This is a genomic window from Spiroplasma endosymbiont of Acasis viretata (assembly GCF_964031275.1).
GTDB lineage: Bacteria > Bacillota_I > Bacilli_A > Mycoplasmatales > VBWQ01 > Spiroplasma_E > Spiroplasma_E ixodetis_A.
The window spans coordinates 799,300-824,710 of record NZ_OZ035019.1; the positions used below are offsets into that span (position 1 = coordinate 799,300).

Sequence of the window (25,411 nt, forward strand, 5' to 3'; positions counted from 1 at the left end):
ATGGTATTCTATATTAAAAGATGGTCTTGTAAGTGAGGTGTTTGTTATGTTAAATTTAGATTTTGTTGGACCTCACGGCATTACTGATACTTATGGTGGATGATTTCATGTTTATGCATTTGCTATTATGTCAGGTATTTTTGCTTCAATTATTGCTTCTTGAGTAAAATTTAAACGTTATCGTGTTCCTACTGATTCTTTAGCATGATCAATAATATTTATTATTCCTGCTTCATTATTTGGTGCTAGTTTTCTTGGTAAGGATGATCCTGATAAGTCAATTAGTTTTTTTGAAAAATTTGCATTTTGAAAACCAGGGATGTCTATTCATGGTGGTGTTTTATTTGGCATTATTGCTGGTGCAATTATTTTTTACTTTGTTGGTCGTAAGTATAAAATATCATTATGAATATATGGCGATTTAATTATTCCTAATATTTTATTAGGGCAGATATTAGGACGTTGAGGTAATTTCTTTAATCATGAATTACTTGGTAACGTTGTAAGTTATGATTCATTATCATGATTACCTGCTTTTATTCGTGATAATTGTTTTAAATTAATTGGTGGACCAAGTGGTAATCCCGAAACGATTAATGGTGAAATTGTTTATCATGCACCAATATTTCTTTATGAATCAATTGCTAATTTAGGTTTATGATTAGCGATTACATTTATTGTTCCAAATCTTGGTAAATGATTTGGTAAAAAGCCATGAAAAGTGGAACCAGATAAGTTTCAATTTGATTTTAAAGATAATTTTAAATACTGAGGAAAAATAACTTTTAATCCAAAATATTGAAATAAAGTAAATCGTGACCCAAAGCATTTGACTTGAACTAAAATGTGAAATGAAGTTTACTATTATAATCAAGTACCAAAAAATGTAGTAAATAAAGCATTAGCAGAAGTCAAACTTTCTGGTAAGAAAATTAATGATTATATAAATAAAAGCAAAAAACTTTATGAAATAAATAATCCACATCATTATCGAATGATGCATGCAGGTGTTCAAATGGGACTTTACTTTTTTGGATGAAATTTAATTAGATTTATTTTAGAGTTACAGCGCCCACCAGAAGATTTATTTTTAATTAATCGTCCAATCCTTGATTATACAATTTTATTATTGATTACTTTCTTTGGTCTGTTTCTAGCAATATTTGCACAATTTGTTGCAGCAAAATATTTACGTAGCGAAGGATGAACATATGAAAAAGAATATTAATAATATTCTTTTTTATTATTAAAATAATTATTATAACAGAAAATAAGCTATTAAATAGATAATATTAATTAGATTTGGTGTTTTTGTTATAATATTTATATACTAATGTATGAGGTGAAATTAGTGTTAGCAGTAGTAAGTGATGATAGTAGTACTAATACCATTAAGTTTTTAGGTTTTGAGATTCCAATTACTACTTTTTTATATTCAATGGGTGGGTTAGCACTTTTGATTTTTCTGTTATTATTATCAATTTTATTAATAATGTATTTACGCAAAAGGATTTCTATTAAAGGATACTTAAGTTTAGAAGAAAAAGATTATCAATTTGAAGATAAAATTTTGGAAATTGAACATGAAATTGCCAAATTACAAAGAAAATTTTATTCAAGTAAACATATTTCTAAAAAGACAAAAAAATATTTTAACTAATTAAATGTAGGTGATGTATATGTCTAAAATAAAATTTAAATTATTTGATAAATTTTTTTCACAAAAAAATAGGTTATCAGATAAAGAAGATTATCAAAAATCAACTAATAATAACACTTATTTTAGCAATGTTGTACCACCAATTAATAAAAATAAAGAAAATATTCATAATTCTGATTTTAATGAAAACGATTATAATGAAAAAAAATATGATGGTAAAAATATACAAGTTACTAGTTCTTATATAATACCTTTACAAGAAAAAAAGACAGTGCCGATCAATGAAAACTTTACTAAAGAAAAAGATATGTATTATGATCAACCACAAACATTTAATACTATGGAAATAGTTAGTTATAAAAATAGTTTTAAAATTCCAAAACCAATTAGCAGAGAAATTAAATCAGAGAAGCTAAAACAATTGATTTTATTATTTATTGGTGTTATGACATTAATTATTGCTTCAACTTTTATTAGTTTATATTTTGGTATGATTAACATAAAAATTATTCCTCATCCTGTAATTACTATTGCATTAGCAATTATTGCTCTTACTATTATTTTGATTAATATTATTGAATTTGTGACATTAAGAAGAGAAGTGGATTTATATATTGAAAGAACACTAAAAGGATCGCTATTACCTCCTAATTTTATAATTAGAAATTATCGTAAAATTCATGCTAACTTGATAATTATTAATTGAATAAGTATTAGTAGTTATATTGTTCTTGGTATTATTATTGGCATTATGTTTTTGATTAGTGGTCAGAAATTAACTTTTATTATTCAAAAATGAACAGTTAATGTTCCTGATATTATTAAAGATGCAATAACATTAACAATTATTTTAGGTGTTATTTTCTTTATTCATATGATTAATATTGTTATTTTTAAATTTCGTAAACGTAATATTATAAGTTATTATGGCTATGAAATTATTAATCCACAAGAGTTAAATCAGTACAAAAAAAAGATAAATAGAATATGTATGATTATTACTATTGGTTTTACTGCTTTAATATTTTTTGCAATTGTTATTCCAATATTTGTATTAAAAATAAGAAAGAAAAAGTAGTTATTATTTATAATATATATAGTAATAATCATTTTTATAAGGTGTTAATTATGTCAAAAAATTTAAATAAATGAGGAAGAGAAACAATTACTTTCAATGAATTCCAAAATAAAAAATGTCAATTTAAAAGTTCTGAAGAAAATATTTTTAGTCATAGTTTAGATTTAAATTATTTTAAAAAAATGATTTCTGAACATTTAACAAATTTAAATAAATTAGAACAAGAACAAGAGTTATTTAAATTTAGTAACTCTATATATGCAGATGATTTTTGTAAGAATCATTTAATTAAGATATACTTATCTTATCTAAAAGAAATTGATTTTATTAATTTTTTAGTTCCCCATTCTAATGAATAAATAGAATCATGATTGGTGGTTGGCCCTTAATTACTGGACCATTTTTGATATAAAATTCTAAATTTTAATTTGTAAAATTGGTGGTTTTAGAAATTTAGAATGTATTCTTTCATAATTATAAAACATAACATATTGATTTACATCATTTATAGCTTCATTGATGGATAAATATTGATTTGATCCTTTAGGTAGTCATTCTTGAGATAAATGAGAAAATCAGTTTTCAGATAATACATTACCACCAATATCATAAGGTTGTTTTTTGCTTAAAATTATTTGTTTATCCTCTGCTCATTTTGTGATATCGTGACAATAAAATTCGTTGGCGTTATCTGAATGTAAAATAACATTTTTTACTTGATTTCAAGAAAATTGTTTGTTGATTTTTTCAAGAGCAGGAAGAATTAAATCCTGATATGATTTATTAGGAGCAATATTATAACTGGTGGTTGGCCCTTAATTACTGGACCATTTTTGATATAAAATTCTAAATTTTAATTTGTAAAATTGGTGGTTTTAGAAATTTAGAATGTATTCTTTCATAATTATAAAACATAACATATTGATTTACATCATTTATAGCTTCATTGATGGATAAATATTGATTTGATCCTTTAGGTAGTCATTCTTGAGATAAATGAGAAAATCAGTTTTCAGATAATACATTACCACCAATATCATAAGGTTGTTTTTTGCTTAAAATTATTTGTTTATCCTCTGCTCATTTTGTGATATCTTGACAATAAAATTCGTTGGCGTTATCTGAATGTAAAATAACATTTTTTACTTGATTTCAAGAAAATTGTTTGTTGATTTTTTCAAGAGCAGGAAGAATTAAATCCTGATATGATTTATTAGGAGCAATATTATAACTAACAACATTATTTGAATAAAAATCAATAATTACAAAAAGATATAATCATCCTTCTTTAGTATTTATTTGTTTAGTGTCCATTGATCAAATTTGATTTGAAGAGGTTGTACTTTTATAATCTTTGTTTACTTTATCCATTGTAGGTATTCACTTATTTGGATTTTTTTTGTTTTTAGGATAGTTATTTTTAGTTTGTTTTAATCCTTGAATATTGTGTTCTTTCATAATTTTTCGCATTTGTTTTATTGATAATTCTATATTTAAAATGATATTTTTTTCTTGTTTTAATCACTCTTTAAAAGCTGAAAAAATTCTTAAATATCCATAAATTCTGCCTTTTCTTGTAGAATGAAATTCGATTAAAAGTTGGCATATTTTTTGATATTTATGATTGCATTTAATAATATGATTTTCTTCTTTTTTAATAGGTTTTTGTTTATTTTTTAAAAAGTAATATGTTGATCTGTTTAATTGAAGATATTGACATAGGTTTCTAATTGAATATTGATTTTTACAATCATCAATAATTTTAATTTTTTCTTTGATATTTAATTTGTTAATTACTAATGCTATTTGTTTAATTTTATCCATTAATAAAAATCCTTTCAGGTTAAAATTAGTGTTAATTATATAACACAATTGTTTTTAGAATACATTCAGGTTTTTTAAATTAATGGTCTAGTAAAAAGGGCTAAGTGGCAAGTGGCAAGTGGCAAGTGGCATTTTTCAATTTTTTAATACATAATAAAACTAATGATGAATGATTAAGATACTATCATGATAATAAAGAACCCGATATTTTAAGACCTAGTTTAAAAAAAATAATTCCTAATACATTTTTGAAACAACTAATTACCGAAAAATTTTCAAAAGTGCATAATATTGATAGTGAAATTAGATGATTTAATGAATCTAGACATTATTTATCTATTCCTATAATTATAAGAAAGAATTATATTTTAAAAGAATATATAGGTACTACAAAAGAACAAGGTAGATTAAATGGCCCAGATTTTATTTTAGAAAATATAAATAATAAAAAAACATTAGGACTTGAAATTGTTGAATTAAATCCTGTGTTGTTTGTTTTTCCTAATGGAGTAAGAGATTTTGAAAAAGTTGGTAAAAAGTTAGATAAACAAATTAATGAACAAAAAGGTGGAAATTTTTATAGAAATTGAATTAATTTAATTAAAATAGTTGAAGATAAAATTAATAAGTGAAAAAAATTTCAAAAAACTGATGAAAAGGCAATTGGAATAATATTAAATAATTCAGTTCCGAGGCTTTTATGTAATCTGTGTATCTTTGTTTTACAAAGTACTAGTTTAGATTAATTCTATCTTCAAATTTTATCATAAAATGAGCAATTGCTGTATTTCAATTTTGAATGGGCATTGTTCATTTTTTTGTTATATTTTCAATTGCTAAGTAAAATATTTTGAAAACTGCCATATCATTTGGAAAAACTTTTTTATTTCTGATGACTTTTCGTAATTGACTATTTACAGATTCAATAGCATTTGTAGTATAAATCACTCTTTTGATTTCTACTGGATAACTAATAAAAACAATTAAATTATCTCAATTTTTATATCAAGATTTAGCAATTTGAGGATATTGTTTATTTCATTTACTTTCAAAGGATTCTAAAGCCTACATTGCTTGTTCTTCACTACATGCAGTATAAATTGGTTTTAAATCTGCAACTAGAGATTTTCTATGCTTATATGAGACATATTTCAAACTATTTCTAATTTGATGAACTATGCATAATTGATGTTCTGTTTTAAGATAAACTGATTGTATTGCTTCTGACATGCCTGTTAAATTATCACTGCAGGCAATAAGAATATCATTTAAGCCACGATTTTTCATTTCTGTTAAATTTGCTAATCAAAATTTAGCACCTTCATTTTCACTAATTCATAAACCTAAAACATCTTTTTTACCTTCTAAATCAACTCCTAAAGCTATATAAACTGATTTATTAATAATCCTTTTATCTTGTCGTACTTTCACTATTATGCAATCAAAATAAACAATCGGATAGACACTTTCTAATGGTCGATTTTGCCATGCTTTTACATCATCAATAACATCATCAGTAATTTGGCTAATAACACTTTCACTAATATCAGCACCATGATATAACTCTTGTAATTGCATTCTAATATCTGATAATGTCATTCCTTTTGCATATAAAGAAAGAACTTGTTGATCAAAACCATCAAATCTTCTTTGTCTTTTTGCAACTATTACAGGATTAAAATTACTATTGCGATCTCGTGGTACATCAATTTCAATTTTACCTTGTTGAGTTATTAATTTTTTTGAACTTATACCATTACGAGCATTGTCACTATTACTATGTTGATTCTTATCATATCCTAAATAATTTTGCATCTCAGAATTCAACATTTTTTCTACTAATCTTTTTGTTAATTCTTTATACAATCCTTTCTCTTTAAAAACTGTTGTTAAATCTTCAGTATTTTCTAATAATAAATCTACTGCTTTTGATATTGGATCATTATTATTAATATTTTGCTTTTTAGCCATCTGTAACTCACTCTTTCTAGTCATTTAATTATATTTACTAGAATTAATTAAACATAGTTATTTTTGTAAGTTACACAGATTACTAAACATTACCTCAGTTCCCGATATTTGATATTATATTTTTGAAATATCTTTAAAATTTTCCAAATTTAATAATGAAATTGATTATTTTTTTATTCTTTAAAACAAAATTATTTTTTTTATTTTTATGAAAGCAATAAAAGAATTTTAGAAAACAATTATTAGTAGATGAAATTAATGATTATAGATTGACATATTATAATAAAAGTTATCTAATGGTAACTTTTATTATAATTAAATTTTTAAATATGATTACTTCCATAAGAAGGTAAATCAATTATTGCTCATTCATCTTCATCATTTATTGCTTCTTTTGCATCATCTAACATATCATATTCTTCTTCAACATTTTTGCTATTGTTATTATCTAAAATTATTTGATTAATTTTAGTTGCATTATCTAATTTCATATTACATTCATATTTACTTATATTACTTGCTTCATTATTTACTAGATTGTTTGAGTCTAATGTAGTTTTTTCTTTATATTCATCTAAATATTTTTTTTCATTTTCATTTTTTTCTATTACTTTTATATTTAATTCTTGTTTTTTATTTTTGTAAAAATTTCATGAATAGTAATCAATTCCACCAGCAAGACACACTAATCCCACTGTAAGAACCTGTTTAAAATCTTTTCAATAAAATTGAAATAAAGGCAAGAACAACCATTTGTAAGCTAGTATTTAATTTTTTTTCACAATTTTTTCATAATCTTCTGCATTTTTCTAATCATGCAAAACTTCGTTCTACAACTCATCTTTTTGGTAATACTACAAAAGAATGTAATTCATTACGTTTTATAACTTCAACATTTGCATTTATAATTGTTTTAATTTTAGAAGCAAATTTTTCACCAGTATAACCAGCATCTACTAGTATTTTTTGAACTGCAGAAAGATTCTCTTTTTCATTTTCAATCATTATTATAGCACTATTATGATCTGTTTTTTCTGCTGTGGTTATGTAAATTGCATGTGGTAAACCTTGAGAATCAACAGCAATATGACGCTTTATTCCTGAAATCTTTTTACCAGCATCATAACCTTTTTTTTAGTAGTATCTGTATTTTTAACACTTTGTGAATCAATTATACAAAAACTAGTTTGTTCTTTTCTACCATTATTGATACGAAATGCCTTGACTAATTTTTTTTAAAACTAATTGTAATACACTAGGTTCTTTATCATTATTTTTACTTCAAGCTTGAAAATAATAATATACAATTTGTCATTTTGGAAAATTTTTTGGTAACATTCTTCACTGGCAACCACTTTTTAATACATATAAAACTGCACAAAATACTTCATATAAATCTAAACTTCTTGGTTTAGTTCTCTTTTTAGTATTTTCTAAAATTGATTTTATATTTTCAAATTGCTCTTTGCTAACATTACTAGGATAATTTTTACACATATATACCTCTTATTTTAAAATATATAATCATTTTATCCTATTCTCTAAAAGATTTTAAACAGGTTCTAAGAGGATTATTTGGAAGTATTGATTTTAATAAATTAGAAAGTATTTCAGAATTAATTTCGCTCTCATTTGTGTTTAAAAACTTCATTTTTATGTTCCTTTCAAATCAAAATAAAAACCTATTTATTTACAAAAATAAATAGGATAAAAACTTATATTAAATTTTTACTAAATAAATATAGCATAATTTATATATTAATTGTTAATAAGTTATTTAAAATTTTTATAAAAAAGCATATATCCAAAAAAATATTGACTTTCGCGTTAAAGTTATATATATTACAAAATAGTATTTGAATAAAGTTAATAAATTATATATAGAGGAAGATATAAGATGCCATCAAAATTAGTAATCATGGAATCTCCAGTTAAAAGTAAAGCAGTACAATCATATTTAGGTAATGATTATTTAGTGTTATCTTCGGATGGACACATTCGTAATTTAGCAATTAAAGGTCAATATGGTTTGGGAATTGATTTAGAAACTTTTGAACCAATTTACAAAATTGATCGCAAAAAAATGCCAAAGGTAAAAGAATTAAAAAGTAAATTAAAAAGTATTACTCATGTTTATCTAGCAACCGATCATGATCGCGAAGGAGAAGCAATTGCTTATCATTTAGATCAAGTATTAGCAACAAGTAATATATCATCACGAATAACTTTTAATGAAATTACTAAAGATGCAATTTTAACAGCATTTAAATCTCCACATAGTATTGATTTACCATTAGTTCGTAGTCAAGAAGCAAGAAGAATGGTTGATCGTATCATTGGTTTTCGCTTAAGTAATCTATTACAAAAAAAGATCGGTTCACGTAGTGCAGGGAGAGTACAATCAGTAGCATTAAAATTAATAGCAACAAGAGAACGTGAAATTACTAATTTTATTAGTAAAGAATTTTGAACAATTAATAGTACTTATCAAAAAAAAATAATATTAAATTGTGAAAAATATAAAGAAGAACTGTTAGTTATTAATAATGAACAAGAAGCAGTTGCTATTAAAAATGCATTAAGTGATAGTTATCAAGTAATTTCTGTTACTGAACAAAATCGTAAGCGTAATTCATTAAATCCATTTACTACTAGTAGTTTATTACAAGCAGCATCAACGCAATTAAATTTTAGTACTGCTAAAACAACGCTTATTGCTCAGCAATTGTATGAAGGAATTGATGTTAATGGAACACTTACCGGATTTATTAGTTATCCTCGTACTGATTCAATACGTTTAAATGATAAATTTATTGAAAATGCCAAAACATTAATTGTTAATGAATATGGTGACCAATATCTTGGGCAGAAGAAAGAACAGACTAATAAAAAAAATGTGCAAGATGCTCATGAAGCAATCAGACCAACTGATTTAACAATGAATAATAAACGTGCTATTGATTTTTTAAATAAAGATCAATTAAAACTTTATAATTTAATTTATTTTCGTGCCCTTAGTTCATTAATGCCACCAGCACAATTAATTAGTACTACTGTTTTATTTAAAAATAATGATTATCAATTTCGTTTAACAGGACAACAAATCAAGTTTAAAGGATTTTTAACGCTTGATATAGAAAGTCTTGAAAATGAAGAACTTTTAGTTTTACCAAAATTTGAAAAAAATCAAATTATTAAAGTTGAGTCAGTAAATTTACAGCAACACTTTACTAAACCAAAGCCAAGATACACAGAAGCTAAATTAATTAAAACATTAGAAGAACTAGGAATTGGTCGACCATCAACTTATAATCCAATTATGAACACTATTAAAGAACGCGGTTATGTTATTATTGAAAATAAGTCTTTTAAAGCTACTGAGAAAGGTCTTTTAACTAATGATAAACTTCAAGAGTTTTTTTATGATATTATTAATGAGACATATACTTCACAAGTTGAAACTCAATTAGATCAAATTGCTCATGGTAATTTTGATATGCATCAAGTGGTAAAAGACTTTTGAGTTAAGTTTGAACCAAGGATTGATGATGCTTTTGATAAAATGACTGAGTTTAAAATTAAACCAGTTTTATTAGATCAAGATTGTCCACTTTGTGGTGCCCCACTTGTGCAAAGAACAGGAAGATATGGTAAATTTAACGGTTGTTCAGCATTTCCAAAATGTCGATATATTCAAAAACAATTAGAAAAAATTAAACCTTGTTTAGTATGTACAGATGGTTGAATGGTTGTTAAATCTTCAAAACAAAATCGAAAATTTTTAGGGTGTACTAATTATCCAAATTGTAAACATGTTGAAAAGTATCAAGAAATAGCTTCTGATAAAGAAGTAAAGTAGGTGAAACGCATGTTAAAAGATTATATATTATTAATAGATAAACCTTCATTTATGACATCACAAGATTGTCTTGTTGTTATTAAAAAACGTTTGAAATTAAATAAAATTGGTCATACAGGTACGTTAGATCCTTTAGCAACAGGACTAATGGTAGTACTTGTGAATGAAGCAACCAAAATTAGTGATTTTATTTTAAAAAGTGATAAAGTTTACATTGCAAAAATGCAACTATTTTTAAAAACCGACACCGGCGATATTACTGGTAAAATTATTGAATCAAAACCACATCTTGATTTAAAAGAATCAGAAATTGTTAAAGCACTTGAATTTTATAATAATCGTCAATATGAGCAAATAATTCCTGCTTATGCAGCAGTTAAAATTAATGGTAAAAAACTTTATGAATATGCTCGCGAGAATATTCCTGTTGAATTACCAAAACGTAAGGTTTATATTAAATCTTTAAAATTAATTAGTTTTAATAATGATTTAGTTACTTTTGAAGTAGTATGTTCAAAAGGAACTTATGTTCGAGCTTTGGTTACTGACATTGCTAGAATTTTACATACATCAGCAACTTTAACTTATTTGAGAAGAATTCATCAATCGGGTTTTGATTTAAGTAATGCCTTAAATTTAGATGTTATCAATGAAGAAACAGTTAGTAAAAATCATATTAGTATTTATGATGGTGTTAAAAATATTATGCCAGCGATTGTTGTTGATAATAGTAAAAGTGTTATTGATGGTAAACCTTTAGTTATTGATAGTACTAATGAGCCATATGTTTTAGTTGTTAATTCTGAACATTTGCCATTAGCTATTTATCGTAATCAAAAAAATAATTTATACGTAAGCCAACGAGGTTTTAAATGTAATGAAGATATTAAAATTGAAAAATCTAAATATTCAAAATCAAAAATTGATGTCTAAACCAATTATTGCTTGTTGAGGATTTTTTGATGGTATTCATCAAGGTCATCAAGCCTTATTTAAACAATTATTAGTTAATTCAACAATAAATAATTATCAAACATGTATTATTAGTTTTGATAGAAAACCACAAAGTGTAATTAGTAATAAAAATAATGAGGTTTTATTAAGTAATGAAGATAAAATTAAAACAATTGCTAAATATAATTTTGATTATTATTGGGAAATTAAGTTTAGTAAAGAAATAGCAACACTTTCACCAGAGCAATTTATTTCGTGATTATTGGCAAATAATGTTAAAGCAGTAGTTGTTAATCCAAATATTAGGTTTGGTTATCAAGGGCAAGGTAATATTAAAACATTACAACAATCTTCATTACAAGTTTATCTTTGTAATGATATTATTATTAATAATAACAAAGTTTCTTCAACTTATATTAAACAACTTTTACAAAATAAAGATATTAGTAGTGCTAATCTTTGTTTACAACAAGAGCCATATACAATTAGTGGTAAAGTAGTTCATGGTATTAAAGAGGCTAGAACGATTAATTTTCCAACTGCTAATTTATCGTTATTAACAAACTATGCACTACCAGGTCTTGCTACTTATATTACGCTTACTGAAGTAGATAATAAATGATATCAAAGTATGACAGTAATTATGTTACGTAATAATAAGCCGTTAGTTGAAACTTACTTATTAAACTTTAATCAAGATTTATATGGAAAAATCATTAAAGTTAGATTTTTAGATTTTCTTCGTGATAATTTAAAATTTACTAATTTAGATGATTTAAAAAAACAAGTGGATAAAGATTTAATAGAAACATTAAATTTTATTGTATATGCTAATGAAAAATAAAAAAGAAAAAAGGGAGTAAATAAATAATGAAATATTGAGTAAAAGAATTTATAAATCAAATAAAAGATAATAATGAAATTTGTGCAAACTGTGATTATAAAGAAAATTTACATAAAAATATTACTTCAAATGATAATTGTCAAATTGTAAATGATGAAAGAATGCCATTGTTACAAGAACACACTTCAAATAATAAATGTATAGTTATTGAAATAGAATCAAACATTTCAGCTGTTAATAATATAGTAGAAATAAATTTACAAGGAAAACAAATTGAACAAAAAAAACAGACTACTAATAAATTACCTAATTATGGTTCAATTTGTTAAGAAGTTAAAACTACATAATCAGACTTAAAATGATGAATTATTTAAATAACTTATTTTAATAGATTAGTTAATTTACTTTCACTAATTTCTTTATATATGTTTAAATTAGTTTGTTCGTATAAATAACAAGCTCAATAATATCAAATTAAATTTTGATAATTCATTCATTTTTTAGCAATAATTGTTTGTTCATTATTTAAATTAAAACAATTAAATCAAGTATTAATTTCGGTTTCAGAAGTTAAACTTTCAGAAGCAAAAGAGGCAATATCAAATAATTCATCATTTCAACAGGCAAAATCTCAATCAATTAAATATCAGCAATTATTTTTTTTAACAAAATTATTTAATGTTAAATCATTATGAGATAAAACAATTGTTGTTGGTTGATAAGTAGCAATTCATTTGATTACCTCACTGGTTATTTTTTCTAAGCAAGGATTACTAGTAGTTAAATTACAGTATAAATTAAGTTGTTCTAAGCCTTTTCAAGTTTTAATTAATGATTTATTATCAAATTTAATATTATGTAGTTGTTTTACCAATGATGAAATTTGTTCTAATATTTGTTTATTAATTATTTGTTCGCTTAAATTAATTAAATTATGATAATATGGCATTAAGGTTAATAGTTTATTATTATTAATATTGACTTCATTAATAGGTAATGTAAATTTTTTTGATTTAATTAATTTAATAACATTAATTTGATTTGTAAAATTCAAAAAAGGTTGCAAAATATCTTTAGATTGTTTTAAAAAAAAATGTTTATTTACTAAAAATAAGTCATTGGTTAAACCTTTTGTTTTTAATAGTTCTAATTGATATGGTGGTTTAATAGTTTTAAATTTCAAAATGACACCTCTATTTTGCTTGTATTATCCGTAATAAAATTATACAATTTATTAAATAAAAATTATTGAAAGTAAGTGATAGTATGTTAAAAAAAGGTTATATTCATATTTATAAAGGTGAAGGAAGAGGTAAAACATCAATTCTTAATGGTATGGTAATTAGAGCATTGGGTAATAATCTTAATGTTAGTTACTTACGTTTTTTAAAAAATCGTCCTTCTGGTGAAATTAATTTTTTAAAACAAAATACTAAACTTAAAATTGAAAGTTTTTATGAATCTTCGCAAAAATTTTTTTGAGAAATGGATGAAGAAGAAAAAAATAAATTAAAACAAGAAACTAATTATGGTCTTAATTGTTGTTGATAAAATTTTAGGGTGTATTCAAAATAATTTGATTAAAGAACAAGACTTAATTGAAATTTTAAAAAATAAAAAAAGACATATTGAAATTGCATTATATGGTAGATATGCATCTTTTGCCTTAGAACAATGTGCTAATTTAATTAGTGAAGTTAAATCAATTAAACATTATTTTGAACAAGGTCAAATTGCTCGTGAAGGGATTGATTATTAATGACTGCTAAAACGTTATGGTTTGCATCTAATAATATCGGTAAAATTAATGAATTAAAGAGTATATTACAAACAAAGGGATATAATGTCAAATCAATGTTAGATCTTAATTCTCCTCTTGAAATTAATGAAACAGGTACATCATTTATTGAAAATGCAATTTTAAAAGCAACAACACTTGCAAAATTAGTGAATGGTCCTGTTATTGCTGATGATTCAGGATTAGAAATATTGGCTTTAAATAATTTTCCTGGTATTAACTCAGCACGATGAAAGGGAGAAATGTCCTATCATGATGCAATGTTAGACATTTTAGAACAAATGGAAGGTGAAACTAATCGTGCAGCAGTATTTATTTCTGCTATTGCTTATGTTGATTTTGATCATAAGATTACTAAAGCATTTATTGGTAAACTTGAAGGTGAAATCACTACTGAGATAAAAGGTAATGATGGTTTTGGTTACGATCAAATATTTTATGTTCCAGTAGTACATGCTACTTTAGGTGAATTGTCATTAGCAGATAAAAATAAAATTTCTCATCATAATTCAGCAATTGAGCAATTATTAACATTTTTACAAGAACAAAATTAGATAGTTAAAATGAAAATAAAAATGATGATTTAATTTTGTCATAATCATTAACAGATTCATAATTACCATTATTAACTGGTAATAACAATAATATTAAAACTACCACTACTCCTATTTGAAAATCAGGAATAAAACCATTTAGTTTAATTAGTTTATCATGAACAGTTTCAATAATTATGTCACCAATTGTGGCAATAACTAACTATTGAAAAAATACTACCAAATTTGAATTTGTAAATGGATGAAATGACTTTATTATGAGACCCACTACTTTTATTAGTAGTGAATTAATTAATTCTTTTTTATAGTTTTTCTTTTTTAAAGATTAATTTTTGTTTAGAAACTATTTTAAATAATAGTTTAAGTAAAATAGATAAATTAAAAAAATTTAGTAAAGATACTATGTTAGTTATATCATTTTAGTAATAGTTTACTTGCTTATTTTTTAGTGATATTTTTAAAAAATGAAAGAATGGTTTTATATAAAAAAATAAGGCAAAATGAAGTTGATTCATTAGACTTGGTGCAAAACCTTTAATTTTAATAATTTAACGGTTATTATTAATATCAAAGGTTTTGCACCAAGTCTAATATAAGTTATTTTAAATTGATTTTTAAAAAGATTGTAACTTTTAAGTTACAATCTTTTTTTACATTTTTGGTAAATTTGGCTTAAATTCAGTTGTTGTTGATTGATTTTGCGAATCCATGGTGTTAATTTTTGTGATTACTTGTTTTGGTCAAAATACTTCTTTTTGTTCTTTTGTAAAGAGTTCAATTTGTTCTTTGGTGAATGCAGGTATTTGTTCACTTGTAAAACTTTGTATTTGCTCAGGTAATAATGCTTGTATTTGTTTTTCTGTTAGTACTTGTATTTGTTCTGTTGTAAAAGCAGAGATTTGTCAAAATGTAAATTGTTCAATTTGATGTGGCATTAATGCGGGTATTTGTTCGCTTGTGAGTGCTTGTATTTGTTGAAGTGTAAAACTTTTTATTTGTTCTGCTGTAAATGTTTTAATTTGTCAATTTGTTAATCATTTTATTTGTTTTGTTGATAATCTTTGTATTTGTTCAGTTGTGAGTGTTGAAACCAATATATTTGTGCTTCTTTTTTTATGTCTATTTTTGTTTTTAGTTGTTGTTAATGGCGTTGTTATTTGTTGTCTTAACTTTTTTCCTCATTCTTGTGATTTTAAAAAATTTTGATATGTTTGTTCAACTTTATTTTTGTATTCTTGAATAGAATTTTTTCAAGTAATATTTTTTATATTAGTAGGATCTGTACTGTTAGTATTAAAAGTTACCAATTCACTGGTATTATTAATAAGTAAATCATTCATTTTAGATACCTCTTTTAACTATAAAACTCATTACTTTTTTTAAAGTAATGAGTTAGAACCTGTTTAAAATCTTTTAGAGAATAGGATAAAATGATTATATATTTTAAAATAAGAGGTATATATGTGTAAAAATTATCCTAGTAATGTTAGCAAAGAGCAATTTGAAAATATAAAATCAATTTTAGAAAATACTAAAAAGAGAACTAAACCAAGAAGTTTAGATTTATATGAAGTATTTTGTGCAGTTTTATATGTATTAAAAAGTGGTTGCCAGTGAAGAATGTTACCAAAAAATTTTCCAAAATGACAAATTGTATATTATTATTTTCAAGCTTGAAGTAAAAATAATGATAAAGAACCTAGTGTATTACAATTAGTTTTAAAAAAAATTAGTCAAGGCATTTCGTATCAATAATGGTAGAAAAGAACAAACTAGTTTTTGTATAATTGATTCACAAAGTGTTAAAAATACAGATACTACTAAAAATAAAGGTTATGATGCTGGTAAAAAGATTTCAGGAATAAAGCGTCATATTGCTGTTGATTCTCAAGGTTTACCACATGCAATTTACATAACCACAGCAGAAAAAACAGATCGTAATAGTGCTATAATAATGATTGAAAATGAAAAAGAGAATCTTTCTGCAGTTCAAAAAATACTAGTAGATGCTGGTTATACTGGTGAAAAATTTGCTTCTAAAATTAAAACAATTATAAATGCAAATGTTGAAGTTATAAAACGTAATGAATTACATTCTTTTGTAGTATTACCAAAAAGATGAGTTGTAGAACGAAGTTTTGCATGATTAGAAAAATGCAGAAGATTATGAAAAAATTGTGAAAAAAAATTAAATACTAGCTTACAAATGGTTGTTCTTGCCTTTATTTCAATTTTATTGAAAAGATTTTAAACAGGTTCTTAGAAATGTTTAGAATTATTGTTATTTTTACTAAATTTGCTTATCTACTAAAATTTTAGCACCTTATAAATAAAATACAATAAAAAATAAACACTTATTTTAGTTATATAAATTTATAAAAAATGGAATAAAAAATATTAAGAAATAAAAAAGTAAAAGAAGATATATAATTATCTTCTTTTAAAAATTATATAGTTTTTTAGCAGCAGTTTTTAATAGACTACCTGTGATTAAAGCTGTTAGTTGATCAAAAAACTGATTTGGACCATCAATAGTTCCTCATTTTTGACCAACAGTTATTAGTTTACCTTTATTAACAATAAAAACAATTGGTAAAGCTTTAAATGCTCTTTCTTTATCAACAGGATTTTGAATTTCCTTGACACCTGAATCAGCAACAGGTGCTGAACTATTATCAGAAATTTTATGGTCAAGTAGTCAATGATAAATTTGTTGTTGTCAACTAATTTTTTTATCATTTCAAAATTGGTTAACAATATCACTACTAGGGTTGGCATAAGGAGATTTTTCATAAATTTTAATATCAATAGTTCCATTAGTAGTAACACTGTTTATTTCAGTTTTCATTTCTGTTAATCAGTTATCTCATTTACTTGGTACATTATTATTTTTGATTTGCATTGTGTGTAAACCGTCAATAATTTGCTTAGAAAGTGGATTATCAGCAGCACCAAGTATGCCAAAAAAAGCATGCCCACTATTAACATCACTAATAAATTCTTGATATTTTGAATCATCTGTACAAGCACTAACTTGTAAACTAGTTGTTGTGCCTATTATTAAGGCTGCTATTAGTCCAAATTTTTTACGCATTTATTTTCATCACCTTCAATATAATATCATAAAGTTATATGAGTAATAAATTAATAATATATAACGTACTAAGTATACTATGTTATAATCTTAATAACAATATAAAAATCAAAAGGAGTAGTTTTTTTCTATATGGACAGTAATTGGTATATTTATTTAATAATATTGCTAGTTTTATTATTTTTAAGTGGTTTTTATTCATCTGCTGAAACATCATTAACTTCTTTAAATGTTATAAGAATTAAATCTATTGGTAAATTACGTAGTAAGAAAAGTCGTCGTGCTAATATTGTATTTAAGTTAGTTAAAAATTATAATGTAACTTTAACAACAATTTTACTTGGTAACACAGTAATTAATGTTGGAATTGGTACTTTAAGTACCATATTATTTATTGATTCTTTTCATGTTTCTCCTACTTATGGTCCTTTAATATCAACTTTAGTTTCGGCGATTGTTGTTTTAATTATTGGTGAAATTATACCTAAAAGTGTTGCAAAATTACATCCTGAGACAATAGCTTTAAATTATGCATATATTTTGTATATTCTTAATATTATTTTTTATCCAATAACTTTTATTGTTACTTTATTTCAATTTAAAAGTAAAAAACCAACAAGTTCTGAACAAGAACTTATTGAACTGATTTCAATAATTGAAAGAGAAGGAGTTCTTGAAAAAGCAGAACGTGATTTAATTGAATCTGCAATTAAATTTGATGAAAAATCAGTTTTTCAAGCTATGCATCCCAAAAGTAAAATTAAATATATTTATGATGATACGCCACCTAAAGTTATTAAACATCTATATTTAGAAGAAAAATATAGTAGAATTCCTGTTTTAGATCATGTTAATCAAAATGTAATTGGTATTTTAAATATTAAAGAATTTATTATTAATATGTTAGAAAATGAAAATCCAGATTTATTACAATTAATGTTACCAGCAATTTTTATTTCTAAGCGTATTAAGTTAAATGAAGCATTGGAAATTTTACAAACCGAAAGAATGCATATGGCTATTGTCTGCAATAATAAAGATAAAAAAGATTTTAATGGTATTATTACACTTGAAGATATTCTTGAAGAATTAGTTGGTGAAATTTATGATGAAACTGATGAAATTGGATTGATACAAGAAATAGGAACACATAAGTTTCGTGTTGATGGTTCTTCAAAACTTGAAGTATTATTTAAACGTTATTTAAAAAGAAAACCTCCAAATTATAATAAACAAACTGTCCAAGAATGATATATGTTTAAAACAAAAGTAAAGAAAGTAAGGAAAAATAGCCCACTTTTAAAATTTCGAAATTTTTCATTTAAAGTTATAAAGGTTCGCAAAGAATTTGCTGTTTTTGAAGTTGAAATTTTTACTAATAAAAAAATTAAAAATAAATGAGAATAGTTAGTGCAGTATTTTTATTTAAATGCTACAATGTAAAATCATAATTATAATTATGATATGAAGGGGAGGTTAATTATGAAAAAAGGTATTAAATTAGTAACTATGATTACAGCATTAAATCTTGTAACAGTTAATGGTTTAATGTTAACGTTTTCTCCAGACAGTGATCATTATGTCTATTTAAATAAGCATGAGGTGGCTGATGCTAATGCTAGTTTATTAAAATGAAAACTTTCACCAGAAGATGCAAAGATGGTAAAAAAATATGAATATAAAATACATCAAATGGCAAGTAAAGAAAGTATTGATGAATTTAATAACTTGTATGATAATAATAAAAGTGATGTAATTTGAAGTAATTATGATAGTTTACAATATGATTTAACTCATACTAAAATTGGTGGTAAAACCATTGATGTTAATTGAGTTGAAATGTATAAAAAAGCTGGTTTAAATAATAGACTTGGTGCAAAACTAAGGTAATTCAAAATTATATATTCCTGCTATTAAATTAAATCTTAATGCAAATCTTCGTATTTTATTGCGATATTTTAAAGTTAAAATTTTAAAACGTTTTAGTTTAGCAAATACGTGTTTAATTTTAATTCTAATTTTGCTTAAAGTTTTATTGTATTCTTTTTGAATTGGTATTAATTTATTGTATAGACTTTTTTTAAATGGCAAAAATGTATTTTTATGAATATTTTGTATTCCTTGATAACCTGAATCAACAAAAACTTGTTTTTCTAGATGAATAAAAGTTTTAGATTTTAAAAGTAATTTAAAATCATGAATGCTTCCAAAACAAAAAGCGGTTGAAATAATTTTTCCATTTAAAATATCAATAATTATTTGCGATTTAAGAGTATGATGTTTGTTTTTACCCGAAAAAAGTAATTTTAGTTTTTTTTAATTCTTTCAATTGGAGTTTCAGTAGCATCAATAGCTAGTAAAGTATTATTGATTCCTTTATTTTTGATTAAATCTTTTTTGCCAGATAAATTAAAAATTCCACTTTTTATTAAAGTATTTTCAATTCAAAAAATATTACGAATGCAGCTAGTATGACTAATATTATATCTTTTTGCAATAACTCTATAACTACTATACTCTTTTCAATATTCTAATGTCATTAATAAACGATTTTCTATTGATAATTTATTAGGTTTACCACCAACTGCTTTTTTAATTACTTCAGCTTTTTTTAAAATTTCAACCATTTTTTGAAATGTTTGTAGTTTTATTCCCACTAAACTATAAAATTCTTGTTCATCTTTGTATTTTTTTAACATAATAATTATCACCTTTGATATTAATAATAACCGTTAAATTATTAAAATTAAAGGTTTTGCACCAAGTCTAATGAACAATTACAATTAGCAGAGCAACAACAATTACGTTTTTATAATATTTTTGGTAAAGTTTTTCATAAAAACACTGTTATTAAACTAATTCAAAAAGTAGCACCAGTTGCTGTAAGTGATAGCACAGTAGCATGAACTGCTTTTAATTCAAAAGCTGATAATCAACGTATGGGTTATGGTCCTGAATTTGCAAATATTAATTTAATTGATCAACAATTTCAAGAGGGATTTTGATCTTCAGATCAAATAATTAGTGTTACAACTCACGAATATGGTCATGCTTTAAGTAATTTTATTGGTTTAAGTGCTGATGAAAGAAATTCATTTAATGCTAATTGAAAGTGACCAGATAGCAGTTATAGTGATATTAATACTAATATGACATCAGTTTCTCATAAACTAACCGTTAACAATGATAACAAACAAATTTATGATCGTACTTGATATTTAATTGATTATTTAGGTCAACAAGCAAAATTAACTAATATTAAGCAAAAATTATTATTTGGTTTAATAACAGTTAATAGTAATTATGGTCGTAGTGCCTGATTTAATGGTAAATATAATATAAATCTTGATGATGAATTTTTTGCCGAAAGTTTTGCTAGGTGAATTTTAGCGCCCCAGAATCAGCGTGATTGAGGATGAGAATTAGAAAATAGTTTTTTCTTACATTATTTACCAACGGTTTTATAGCATTTTACTAGTTAAAAAGGAGAATTATTTCTCCTTTTTTATTATTTGGTATAATAAATTTAAATAAAAGAATTGAGGAAAGTAGGTAATTTTATGTTTGGCAAAAATATCCATGATCATGAATCACAGCAAAAAAGTTGTTTAAAATGTCAGTATGAAAAACTTTTTAAAACAGGTAAAATATTATTTGATGAATGAGATAAACAACCACCAGCATCTGCTCAATTACTTAAAATAAAAAAGCAATTAAATGAATTAAAAATTAAAATTGAAGAACAAAAAAATGATTCGGAATTAAAGTTTTGTGCCAATCACCCAGAAATTTTTGACTTCTTGCCTTTAGAAGTTTTATAGTTTTTTTGTATTAATAGTATTAAAATATTTATATTTAGTAGAAATTAATGCCCTATTGTTTTAAAAAATAAAACAATAGGTTTTTTTATTTTAGTATATTAAATTTATAAAAAACTTTTTTAAATAAAAACCTATTTACTTTAAAAATAAAGTAAATAGGTTAAAAACTTATATTAATTTTTAAAAACTATATCATATTACAAATATAGAAATAATAGTTAATATATTTTCATTCCTATTAAATATAAATTTCACTTTCTTCATAAAGATTTAATAATTTTGCTAAATGATCACCAACTCCACCCTCATCATTAGTTTTAGTAGTAATATCATTGGCAATACTTTTAATAACAATATTACCATTTTTCATTGCTACACCATAGCCAACTTCCATCAACATTTCTTTATCATTAATTTCATCACCATAAGCAATAACATCTCTAATATCAACATTATAATATTGAGCCAAAATGCGAGCTGTCATTCCTTTATCAATAAATTTACTTGAAATTTCAAAGATTAGTTTATTATTATCATAGCGATTTCAAGTATTTACCTTAATTGAGTTTGAATATTTTTCTAAGTCACGATATACTTGATCAAGATTAGTATTTTCTTTAAATTCAATTAAAATGGCATTAGCGCTCCCTTTTCAATCACGAATTAATTTACTAATTGTAAAAGTATCATTCTCAATAGTATCTAAATGAAAATAAGTTTCAAAGAAATCATCTTTTTTTCAACATACTGCTTTGTTGTAATATTCAATAACCGCGTTTTCAATTTGTTGAAAAATATAGTCTTCATTTAAAATATGTTTAACAATTGTTTCAGAAATTGGAAAAACTAATCGTTTGAATTTTTTGATTTTTGGATCATGAATATGGCCACCATTAAAATTGCATAGTAATGTATTAAGACCTAATTCACGATAAAATTTAATTGATCCACGATAAGGTCGACCAGTGACAATACAAACAATATGACCTTGTTTTTGAGCATCAATTAGTGCTTTTTTAGTATTAATATGAATTTCTCGACCACCATTTTTTAATAGAGTACCATCTAAATCAACTAGGATTAAATGTTTTTGTTTTTTATTGTATAAAGACATTATATCTTCCTCCTATCTTTCTTTCTCGATAAAATTAATACCCATTGTGTCTTGAACAAAGTTTAATTTTTTAGTAGCAATATTATTAGCAAAATTTGCACCTTCTTCTAAATATTTTGCTAATTGTGATGATTTTTCGTTAATAAATTCTTGGTGTTTTTTTTGCATTGGTTCTAATAAATGATTTATTACTTTAATTACTTCTTCTTTTAAAAAACCATAATTGTGATTGCTGAAGTATTGTTCACAAGTTTTGATATCTTTTTTAGTAATGCTAGCATAAATAGTTAATAAATTACTAACTCCAGGCTTATGTTCTGGATCAAATTTAATAATATTTTCTGAATCAGTAACTGCTTTTTTAATTTTATTGGCAACTTCTTGTTTGCTATCGCTTAAAAAAATAGTATTTTTTAGATTAGTATCAGATTTTGACATTTTTTTTTCAGGTTCTTGTAAACTCATAATTTTCTGTGCTTGTTTATCAATAATGATTTTAGGAATTTTGAATAAATCAGTTTTATAATTGTTATTCATTCTTGTTGCTAAAGTTTTTGTCAATTCTAAATGTTGAGTTTGATCAACACCAACTGGCACAAAATCAGCGTCATATAGTAAAATATCAGCAGCCATTAATGCTGGATATGTAAGAATACCTGTTGGAATACTAATCGTTTTATTTTGTTGATTTGTCATTTTTTGACTTTTATCTTTAAATTGTGTCATTCGTTCTAATTCACCGACATAACTATTACATAATAATATATATCCTAATTGACTATGGGCTAAAACATCAGATTGAATAAAAATATGAGATTTATTTGGTATAATACCAGCAGCAAAATATCAAGCGGCAATATCTTTAATATTATCTCTTAATTCTTGTGCTTTTATTGGTAGTGTTAATCCATGTAAATTTGCAACAAATATTAAGAGTTCATGTTCTTCTTGCAATTTTAAAAAATTATTAATTGCTCCCAAGTAGTTACCAAGAGTTAATTTTCCAGTGCTAGTTATTCCGGATATAATACGAGCCATATATTTTGCTTCCTCCAAATTATTTTTTTAATATAATTAATTATCAATGATAAAGTTAAATAATTCAATTAATTATATTAAAATTTGTTTGATTTTGATATAATAAAAACATAAATTAAAAATAGTTTTTTACCCATAGCTTTTATTTTTTAAGAGTAATGGGTTTTTTACTTTATAAAGGAGTTTTTTTATGTTATTTGGAGAAGAAAAATATAAGGATGATTTACAAAAATATTTAAAGAAAATAAAAGATCGAAACAATGTGAAAGAATATCTTCAAACTCTTGGGTTAAAACTCGAGGAATTAGAAATCAAGAAACAAAATATTGCTGAAAAACAAGCAAGTTTTGAATTTGAAAGAAAACAACTAGAAGATATATTGAAGAAAGCTGAAAGTCAATTAAGAAATATCAAAGATAGTGAAGATAAAAAAACATTTATTGAACAATATGTTAATCAGATGACTGATAAATTAAAAGCAGTTAATGAATATATATACTTTAGAAGTTGAAAGTAAAGAAACTAGTAAAGATATAAAAAACAGAAATCTAGACAGAGTAGATAACAGAAGAACCTTAGAAAGAATTAGAAATGAATTATTTAATTTAAAAAAAATAATTCAAGAATCATCTTTTTTTAATGGTAGTTTAAAAGCATTAAAAGAAAATATGACAAAATTACAAGAAGAAAAAACTAAAATATTAAATTTAAAAAAAGAAATTTTAAAAAAAGAAGAATTGAAAGTGGAATTACAAAGTTTAGAAAAGTTAATTGCATTAATAAAACAAAAATCAGAAATTGAATTAGAAATTGAAAGATTAGAAAAAAACAAGGAACAATTAACAACAGAGATTGATGTAAATAACGGTCAAATACAATCTATTTTTAATGATAATGAAACTTCTAAAGAACAATTAATCACAAAAATAGATGAAATAAATTTAAATATTAAAACATTAAATGACAAGATAGATGCAAAAACTAATTCAATTTCTCGTTTAGAAGAAGAAATTGAAAGTAATGATAAAGATATTAATTTAAAAGTAAAAGATTGAAGAGATAGTAATTGACGTCGTGTTATTGCAATATTAACTTTTGGCATTTTTTGTAGTTACAAAAGTGTTCAAAAAAAATTAGATAAAGAATTTGTTAATCGAAGTAATATAAATAAAGAAATTGCTGATTTACGAATGACAAATGAAAGTAAAATAAAACAAAAAAAAGATTTGTCTGATGAAATATTAAAACATAAAAAAGAGACAAATATATTAAAGGAAAATTGACTAGTATTAAAAGCACAATTAAGCAAAAAGAATAATACTAAAGAAATAGAAGATTTAAAAGTAACTAATAGTCAAAAACAATTTTTATTAGAAAATACAATACTAAAAATTAAACAACAAAGAGAAAAATTAAAAAATATTTCAATTGAAAATACGCAACCATTAACTGATTTAGAAATACTTCAAAAAGAAAAAAGTGATAAATTAAATTGATTAAATGCCATTAGTTTAGATAAACTTGATAAAAATATAGAAACAGTAATAGTAAGAGAAAGTGAATTAAAAATAAAAATTAATGAAAATGAATCATCTATTTCAGATTCTAGTTTAGATAATTTTAAGATAGAAGTAGAAATTGAAACAAAAAAACAACTTTTAGAAATAGAACCATTTACTAAAGTAAAGCCACTCTTAGAAAAGAGTAATTCTAACGATTCTGGTATTGATATAACAACAGAATCAATTAAAATGATAAGTTCAGTTTAATTTATTAAAGTATTTAAATTAAATTTTATTCAT

General features: G+C 23.9%; 26 protein-coding genes and 3 pseudogenes. 18 read left to right on the top strand and 11 right to left on the bottom strand.

Going from position 1 to position 25,411, the window contains the following annotated elements; all coding sequences use genetic code 4:
- Positions 1 to 46: 46 nt before the first annotated feature.
- The 4 genes from AAHM96_RS04480 (at position 47) to AAHM96_RS04495 (ending at position 3,097) form a co-directional block, all read left to right on the top strand.
- The gene (locus tag AAHM96_RS04480) at positions 47 to 1,228 is read left to right on the top strand and encodes a prolipoprotein diacylglyceryl transferase (RefSeq protein WP_342272774.1); all 1,182 of its coding nucleotides are present in this window, start codon (positions 47 to 49) and stop codon (positions 1,226 to 1,228) included.
- Between the two features lie 123 nt (positions 1,229 to 1,351).
- Positions 1,352 to 1,660, top strand: coding sequence for a hypothetical protein (locus tag AAHM96_RS04485; protein ID WP_174480536.1), 309 nt, complete (start codon positions 1,352 to 1,354; stop codon positions 1,658 to 1,660).
- Positions 1,661 to 1,679: 19 nt separating this feature from the next.
- Positions 1,680 to 2,738: an MSC_0882 family membrane protein gene (locus AAHM96_RS04490; RefSeq protein ID WP_342272775.1), complete on the top strand. Its 1,059-nt coding sequence runs from the start codon at positions 1,680 to 1,682 to the stop codon at positions 2,736 to 2,738.
- Positions 2,739 to 2,788: 50 nt separating this feature from the next.
- Positions 2,789 to 3,097: a hypothetical protein gene (locus tag AAHM96_RS04495; RefSeq protein WP_342272776.1), complete on the top strand. Its 309-nt coding sequence runs from the start codon at positions 2,789 to 2,791 to the stop codon at positions 3,095 to 3,097.
- Between the two features lie 487 nt (positions 3,098 to 3,584).
- Here the strand turns inward: AAHM96_RS04495 and AAHM96_RS04500 are convergent, their stop codons facing one another.
- Complete coding sequence (locus tag AAHM96_RS04500) at positions 3,585 to 4,562, bottom strand: IS3 family transposase (RefSeq protein WP_342265776.1); 978 nt, start codon at positions 4,560 to 4,562, stop codon at positions 3,585 to 3,587.
- A 104-nt stretch (positions 4,563 to 4,666) separates the two neighbouring features.
- Between AAHM96_RS04500 and AAHM96_RS04505 the strand changes: the two genes are divergently transcribed.
- Positions 4,667 to 5,308, top strand: coding sequence for a hypothetical protein (locus tag AAHM96_RS04505; RefSeq protein WP_342272777.1), 642 nt, complete (start codon positions 4,667 to 4,669; stop codon positions 5,306 to 5,308).
- On the opposite strand, the pseudogene AAHM96_RS04510 reads toward AAHM96_RS04505, so the two are convergent.
- The 3 genes and pseudogenes from AAHM96_RS04510 to AAHM96_RS04520 form a co-directional block, all read right to left on the bottom strand.
- Positions 5,295 to 6,533 (bottom strand): annotated as a pseudogene (locus AAHM96_RS04510) (IS256 family transposase). The gene AAHM96_RS04505 and the pseudogene AAHM96_RS04510 sit on opposite strands and share 14 nt — an antisense overlap.
- 323 nt (positions 6,534 to 6,856) lie before the next feature.
- Positions 6,857 to 7,282 carry a hypothetical protein gene (locus tag AAHM96_RS04515; RefSeq protein ID WP_342272778.1) on the bottom strand — a complete coding sequence of 142 codons (426 nt, stop codon included), beginning with the start codon at positions 7,280 to 7,282 and terminating at the stop codon, positions 6,857 to 6,859.
- Positions 7,242 to 8,030, bottom strand: a pseudogene (locus AAHM96_RS04520) (IS5 family transposase). The gene AAHM96_RS04515 and the pseudogene AAHM96_RS04520 overlap by 41 nt, the downstream one beginning before the upstream one ends.
- A 400-nt stretch (positions 8,031 to 8,430) precedes the next feature.
- Between AAHM96_RS04520 and topA the strand changes: the two are divergent.
- Genes topA through AAHM96_RS04540 form a run of 4 tightly spaced genes read left to right on the top strand, consistent with a single transcriptional unit; the run spans position 8,431 to position 12,519 of the window.
- A complete protein-coding gene (gene topA, locus AAHM96_RS04525; RefSeq protein WP_342272779.1) occupies positions 8,431 to 10,392 on the top strand; it encodes a type I DNA topoisomerase in 1,962 nt (653 codons plus the stop codon).
- A 9-nt stretch (positions 10,393 to 10,401) separates the two neighbouring features.
- Positions 10,402 to 11,325, top strand: coding sequence for a tRNA pseudouridine(55) synthase TruB (gene truB, locus AAHM96_RS04530; RefSeq protein WP_252320746.1), 924 nt, complete (start codon positions 10,402 to 10,404; stop codon positions 11,323 to 11,325).
- Positions 11,318 to 12,190 (top strand): riboflavin biosynthesis protein RibF, encoded by an 873-nt coding sequence (ribF, locus tag AAHM96_RS04535; protein ID WP_342272780.1) that lies wholly within the window; start codon positions 11,318 to 11,320, stop codon positions 12,188 to 12,190. Before truB ends, ribF begins: the two co-directional genes overlap by 8 nt.
- A 26-nt stretch (positions 12,191 to 12,216) precedes the next feature.
- Positions 12,217 to 12,519: a hypothetical protein gene (locus AAHM96_RS04540; protein ID WP_338978938.1), complete on the top strand. Its 303-nt coding sequence runs from the start codon at positions 12,217 to 12,219 to the stop codon at positions 12,517 to 12,519.
- A gap of 50 nt (positions 12,520 to 12,569) precedes the next feature.
- Here AAHM96_RS04540 and AAHM96_RS04545 read toward each other — a convergent pair whose 3' ends face one another.
- On the bottom strand, positions 12,570 to 13,373 hold the full coding sequence (locus AAHM96_RS04545; RefSeq protein ID WP_338978937.1) for a phosphotransferase: 804 nt from the start codon (positions 13,371 to 13,373) through the stop codon (positions 12,570 to 12,572).
- Positions 13,374 to 13,456: 83 nt separating this feature from the next.
- Here AAHM96_RS04545 and AAHM96_RS04550 point away from each other — a divergent pair.
- Together AAHM96_RS04550 and rdgB are read left to right on the top strand one after the other, a co-directional pair.
- Positions 13,457 to 13,949 (top strand): annotated as a pseudogene (locus tag AAHM96_RS04550) (cob(I)yrinic acid a,c-diamide adenosyltransferase).
- Positions 13,949 to 14,542: an RdgB/HAM1 family non-canonical purine NTP pyrophosphatase gene (gene rdgB, locus AAHM96_RS04555; RefSeq protein ID WP_338978935.1), complete on the top strand. Its 594-nt coding sequence runs from the start codon at positions 13,949 to 13,951 to the stop codon at positions 14,540 to 14,542. Before AAHM96_RS04550 ends, rdgB begins: the two are co-directional and overlap by 1 nt.
- Positions 14,543 to 15,192: 650 nt before the next feature.
- Here rdgB and AAHM96_RS04560 read toward each other — a convergent pair.
- On the bottom strand, positions 15,193 to 15,882 hold the full coding sequence (locus AAHM96_RS04560; protein ID WP_342272781.1) for a hypothetical protein: 690 nt from the start codon (positions 15,880 to 15,882) through the stop codon (positions 15,193 to 15,195).
- Positions 15,883 to 16,003: 121 nt separating this feature from the next.
- Between AAHM96_RS04560 and AAHM96_RS04565 the strand changes: the two genes are divergently transcribed.
- Positions 16,004 to 16,793, top strand: a protein-coding gene (locus AAHM96_RS04565) for an IS5 family transposase (RefSeq protein ID WP_342272742.1) whose coding sequence is annotated in 2 segments (ribosomal slippage) — positions 16,004 to 16,264 and positions 16,266 to 16,793 — 789 coding nt in all. Because the reading frame shifts where the segments join, the coding sequence is not laid out codon by codon here.
- A 189-nt stretch (positions 16,794 to 16,982) separates the two neighbouring features.
- On the opposite strand, the gene AAHM96_RS04570 is transcribed toward AAHM96_RS04565, so the two are convergent.
- Positions 16,983 to 17,636, bottom strand: coding sequence for a hypothetical protein (locus AAHM96_RS04570; protein ID WP_342272782.1), 654 nt, complete (start codon positions 17,634 to 17,636; stop codon positions 16,983 to 16,985).
- 132 nt (positions 17,637 to 17,768) lie between these two features.
- Here AAHM96_RS04570 and AAHM96_RS04575 point away from each other — a divergent pair, with 132 nt between their 5' ends.
- Together AAHM96_RS04575 and AAHM96_RS04580 are read left to right on the top strand one after the other, a co-directional pair.
- Entirely contained in the window at positions 17,769 to 19,043 is a 1,275-nt protein-coding gene (locus AAHM96_RS04575; RefSeq protein WP_342272783.1) for a hemolysin family protein, read from the top strand.
- Between the two features lie 75 nt (positions 19,044 to 19,118).
- Positions 19,119 to 19,526 carry a hypothetical protein gene (locus tag AAHM96_RS04580; protein ID WP_342272784.1) on the top strand — a complete coding sequence of 136 codons (408 nt, stop codon included), beginning with the start codon at positions 19,119 to 19,121 and terminating at the stop codon, positions 19,524 to 19,526.
- Here the strand turns inward: AAHM96_RS04580 and AAHM96_RS04585 are convergent.
- The gene (locus tag AAHM96_RS04585) at positions 19,518 to 19,940 is read right to left on the bottom strand and encodes a transposase family protein (protein WP_342273720.1); all 423 of its coding nucleotides are present in this window, start codon (positions 19,938 to 19,940) and stop codon (positions 19,518 to 19,520) included. The genes AAHM96_RS04580 and AAHM96_RS04585 overlap by 9 nt on opposite strands.
- A 2-nt stretch (positions 19,941 to 19,942) precedes the next feature.
- Complete coding sequence (locus AAHM96_RS04590) at positions 19,943 to 20,335, bottom strand: transposase family protein (RefSeq protein WP_342272785.1); 393 nt, start codon at positions 20,333 to 20,335, stop codon at positions 19,943 to 19,945.
- Positions 20,336 to 20,575: 240 nt separating this feature from the next.
- Here AAHM96_RS04590 and AAHM96_RS04595 point away from each other — a divergent pair, with 240 nt between their 5' ends.
- Together AAHM96_RS04595 and AAHM96_RS04600 are read left to right on the top strand one after the other, a co-directional pair.
- The gene (locus AAHM96_RS04595; protein WP_342272786.1) at positions 20,576 to 21,103 is read left to right on the top strand and encodes a hypothetical protein; all 528 of its coding nucleotides are present in this window, start codon (positions 20,576 to 20,578) and stop codon (positions 21,101 to 21,103) included.
- A 93-nt stretch (positions 21,104 to 21,196) separates the two neighbouring features.
- Positions 21,197 to 21,457 carry a hypothetical protein gene (locus AAHM96_RS04600; RefSeq protein ID WP_281749201.1) on the top strand — a complete coding sequence of 87 codons (261 nt, stop codon included), beginning with the start codon at positions 21,197 to 21,199 and terminating at the stop codon, positions 21,455 to 21,457.
- Positions 21,458 to 21,695: 238 nt separating this feature from the next.
- Here the strand turns inward: AAHM96_RS04600 and AAHM96_RS04605 are convergent, their stop codons facing one another.
- Positions 21,696 to 22,571, bottom strand: coding sequence for a Cof-type HAD-IIB family hydrolase (locus AAHM96_RS04605; RefSeq protein ID WP_342272787.1), 876 nt, complete (start codon positions 22,569 to 22,571; stop codon positions 21,696 to 21,698).
- Positions 22,572 to 22,583: 12 nt separating this feature from the next.
- Positions 22,584 to 23,609: a tryptophan--tRNA ligase gene (trpS, locus tag AAHM96_RS04610; protein ID WP_342272788.1), complete on the bottom strand. Its 1,026-nt coding sequence runs from the start codon at positions 23,607 to 23,609 to the stop codon at positions 22,584 to 22,586.
- Between the two features lie 190 nt (positions 23,610 to 23,799).
- Between trpS and AAHM96_RS04615 the strand changes: the two genes are divergently transcribed.
- Together AAHM96_RS04615 and AAHM96_RS04620 are read left to right on the top strand one after the other, a co-directional pair.
- Positions 23,800 to 24,126 (top strand): hypothetical protein, encoded by a 327-nt coding sequence (locus AAHM96_RS04615; protein ID WP_342272789.1) that lies wholly within the window; start codon positions 23,800 to 23,802, stop codon positions 24,124 to 24,126.
- On the top strand, positions 24,095 to 25,378 hold the full coding sequence (locus AAHM96_RS04620) for a hypothetical protein (RefSeq protein WP_342272790.1): 1,284 nt from the start codon (positions 24,095 to 24,097) through the stop codon (positions 25,376 to 25,378). The genes AAHM96_RS04615 and AAHM96_RS04620 overlap by 32 nt, the downstream gene beginning before the upstream one ends.
- The last annotated feature ends 33 nt before the right edge of the window (positions 25,379 to 25,411 follow it).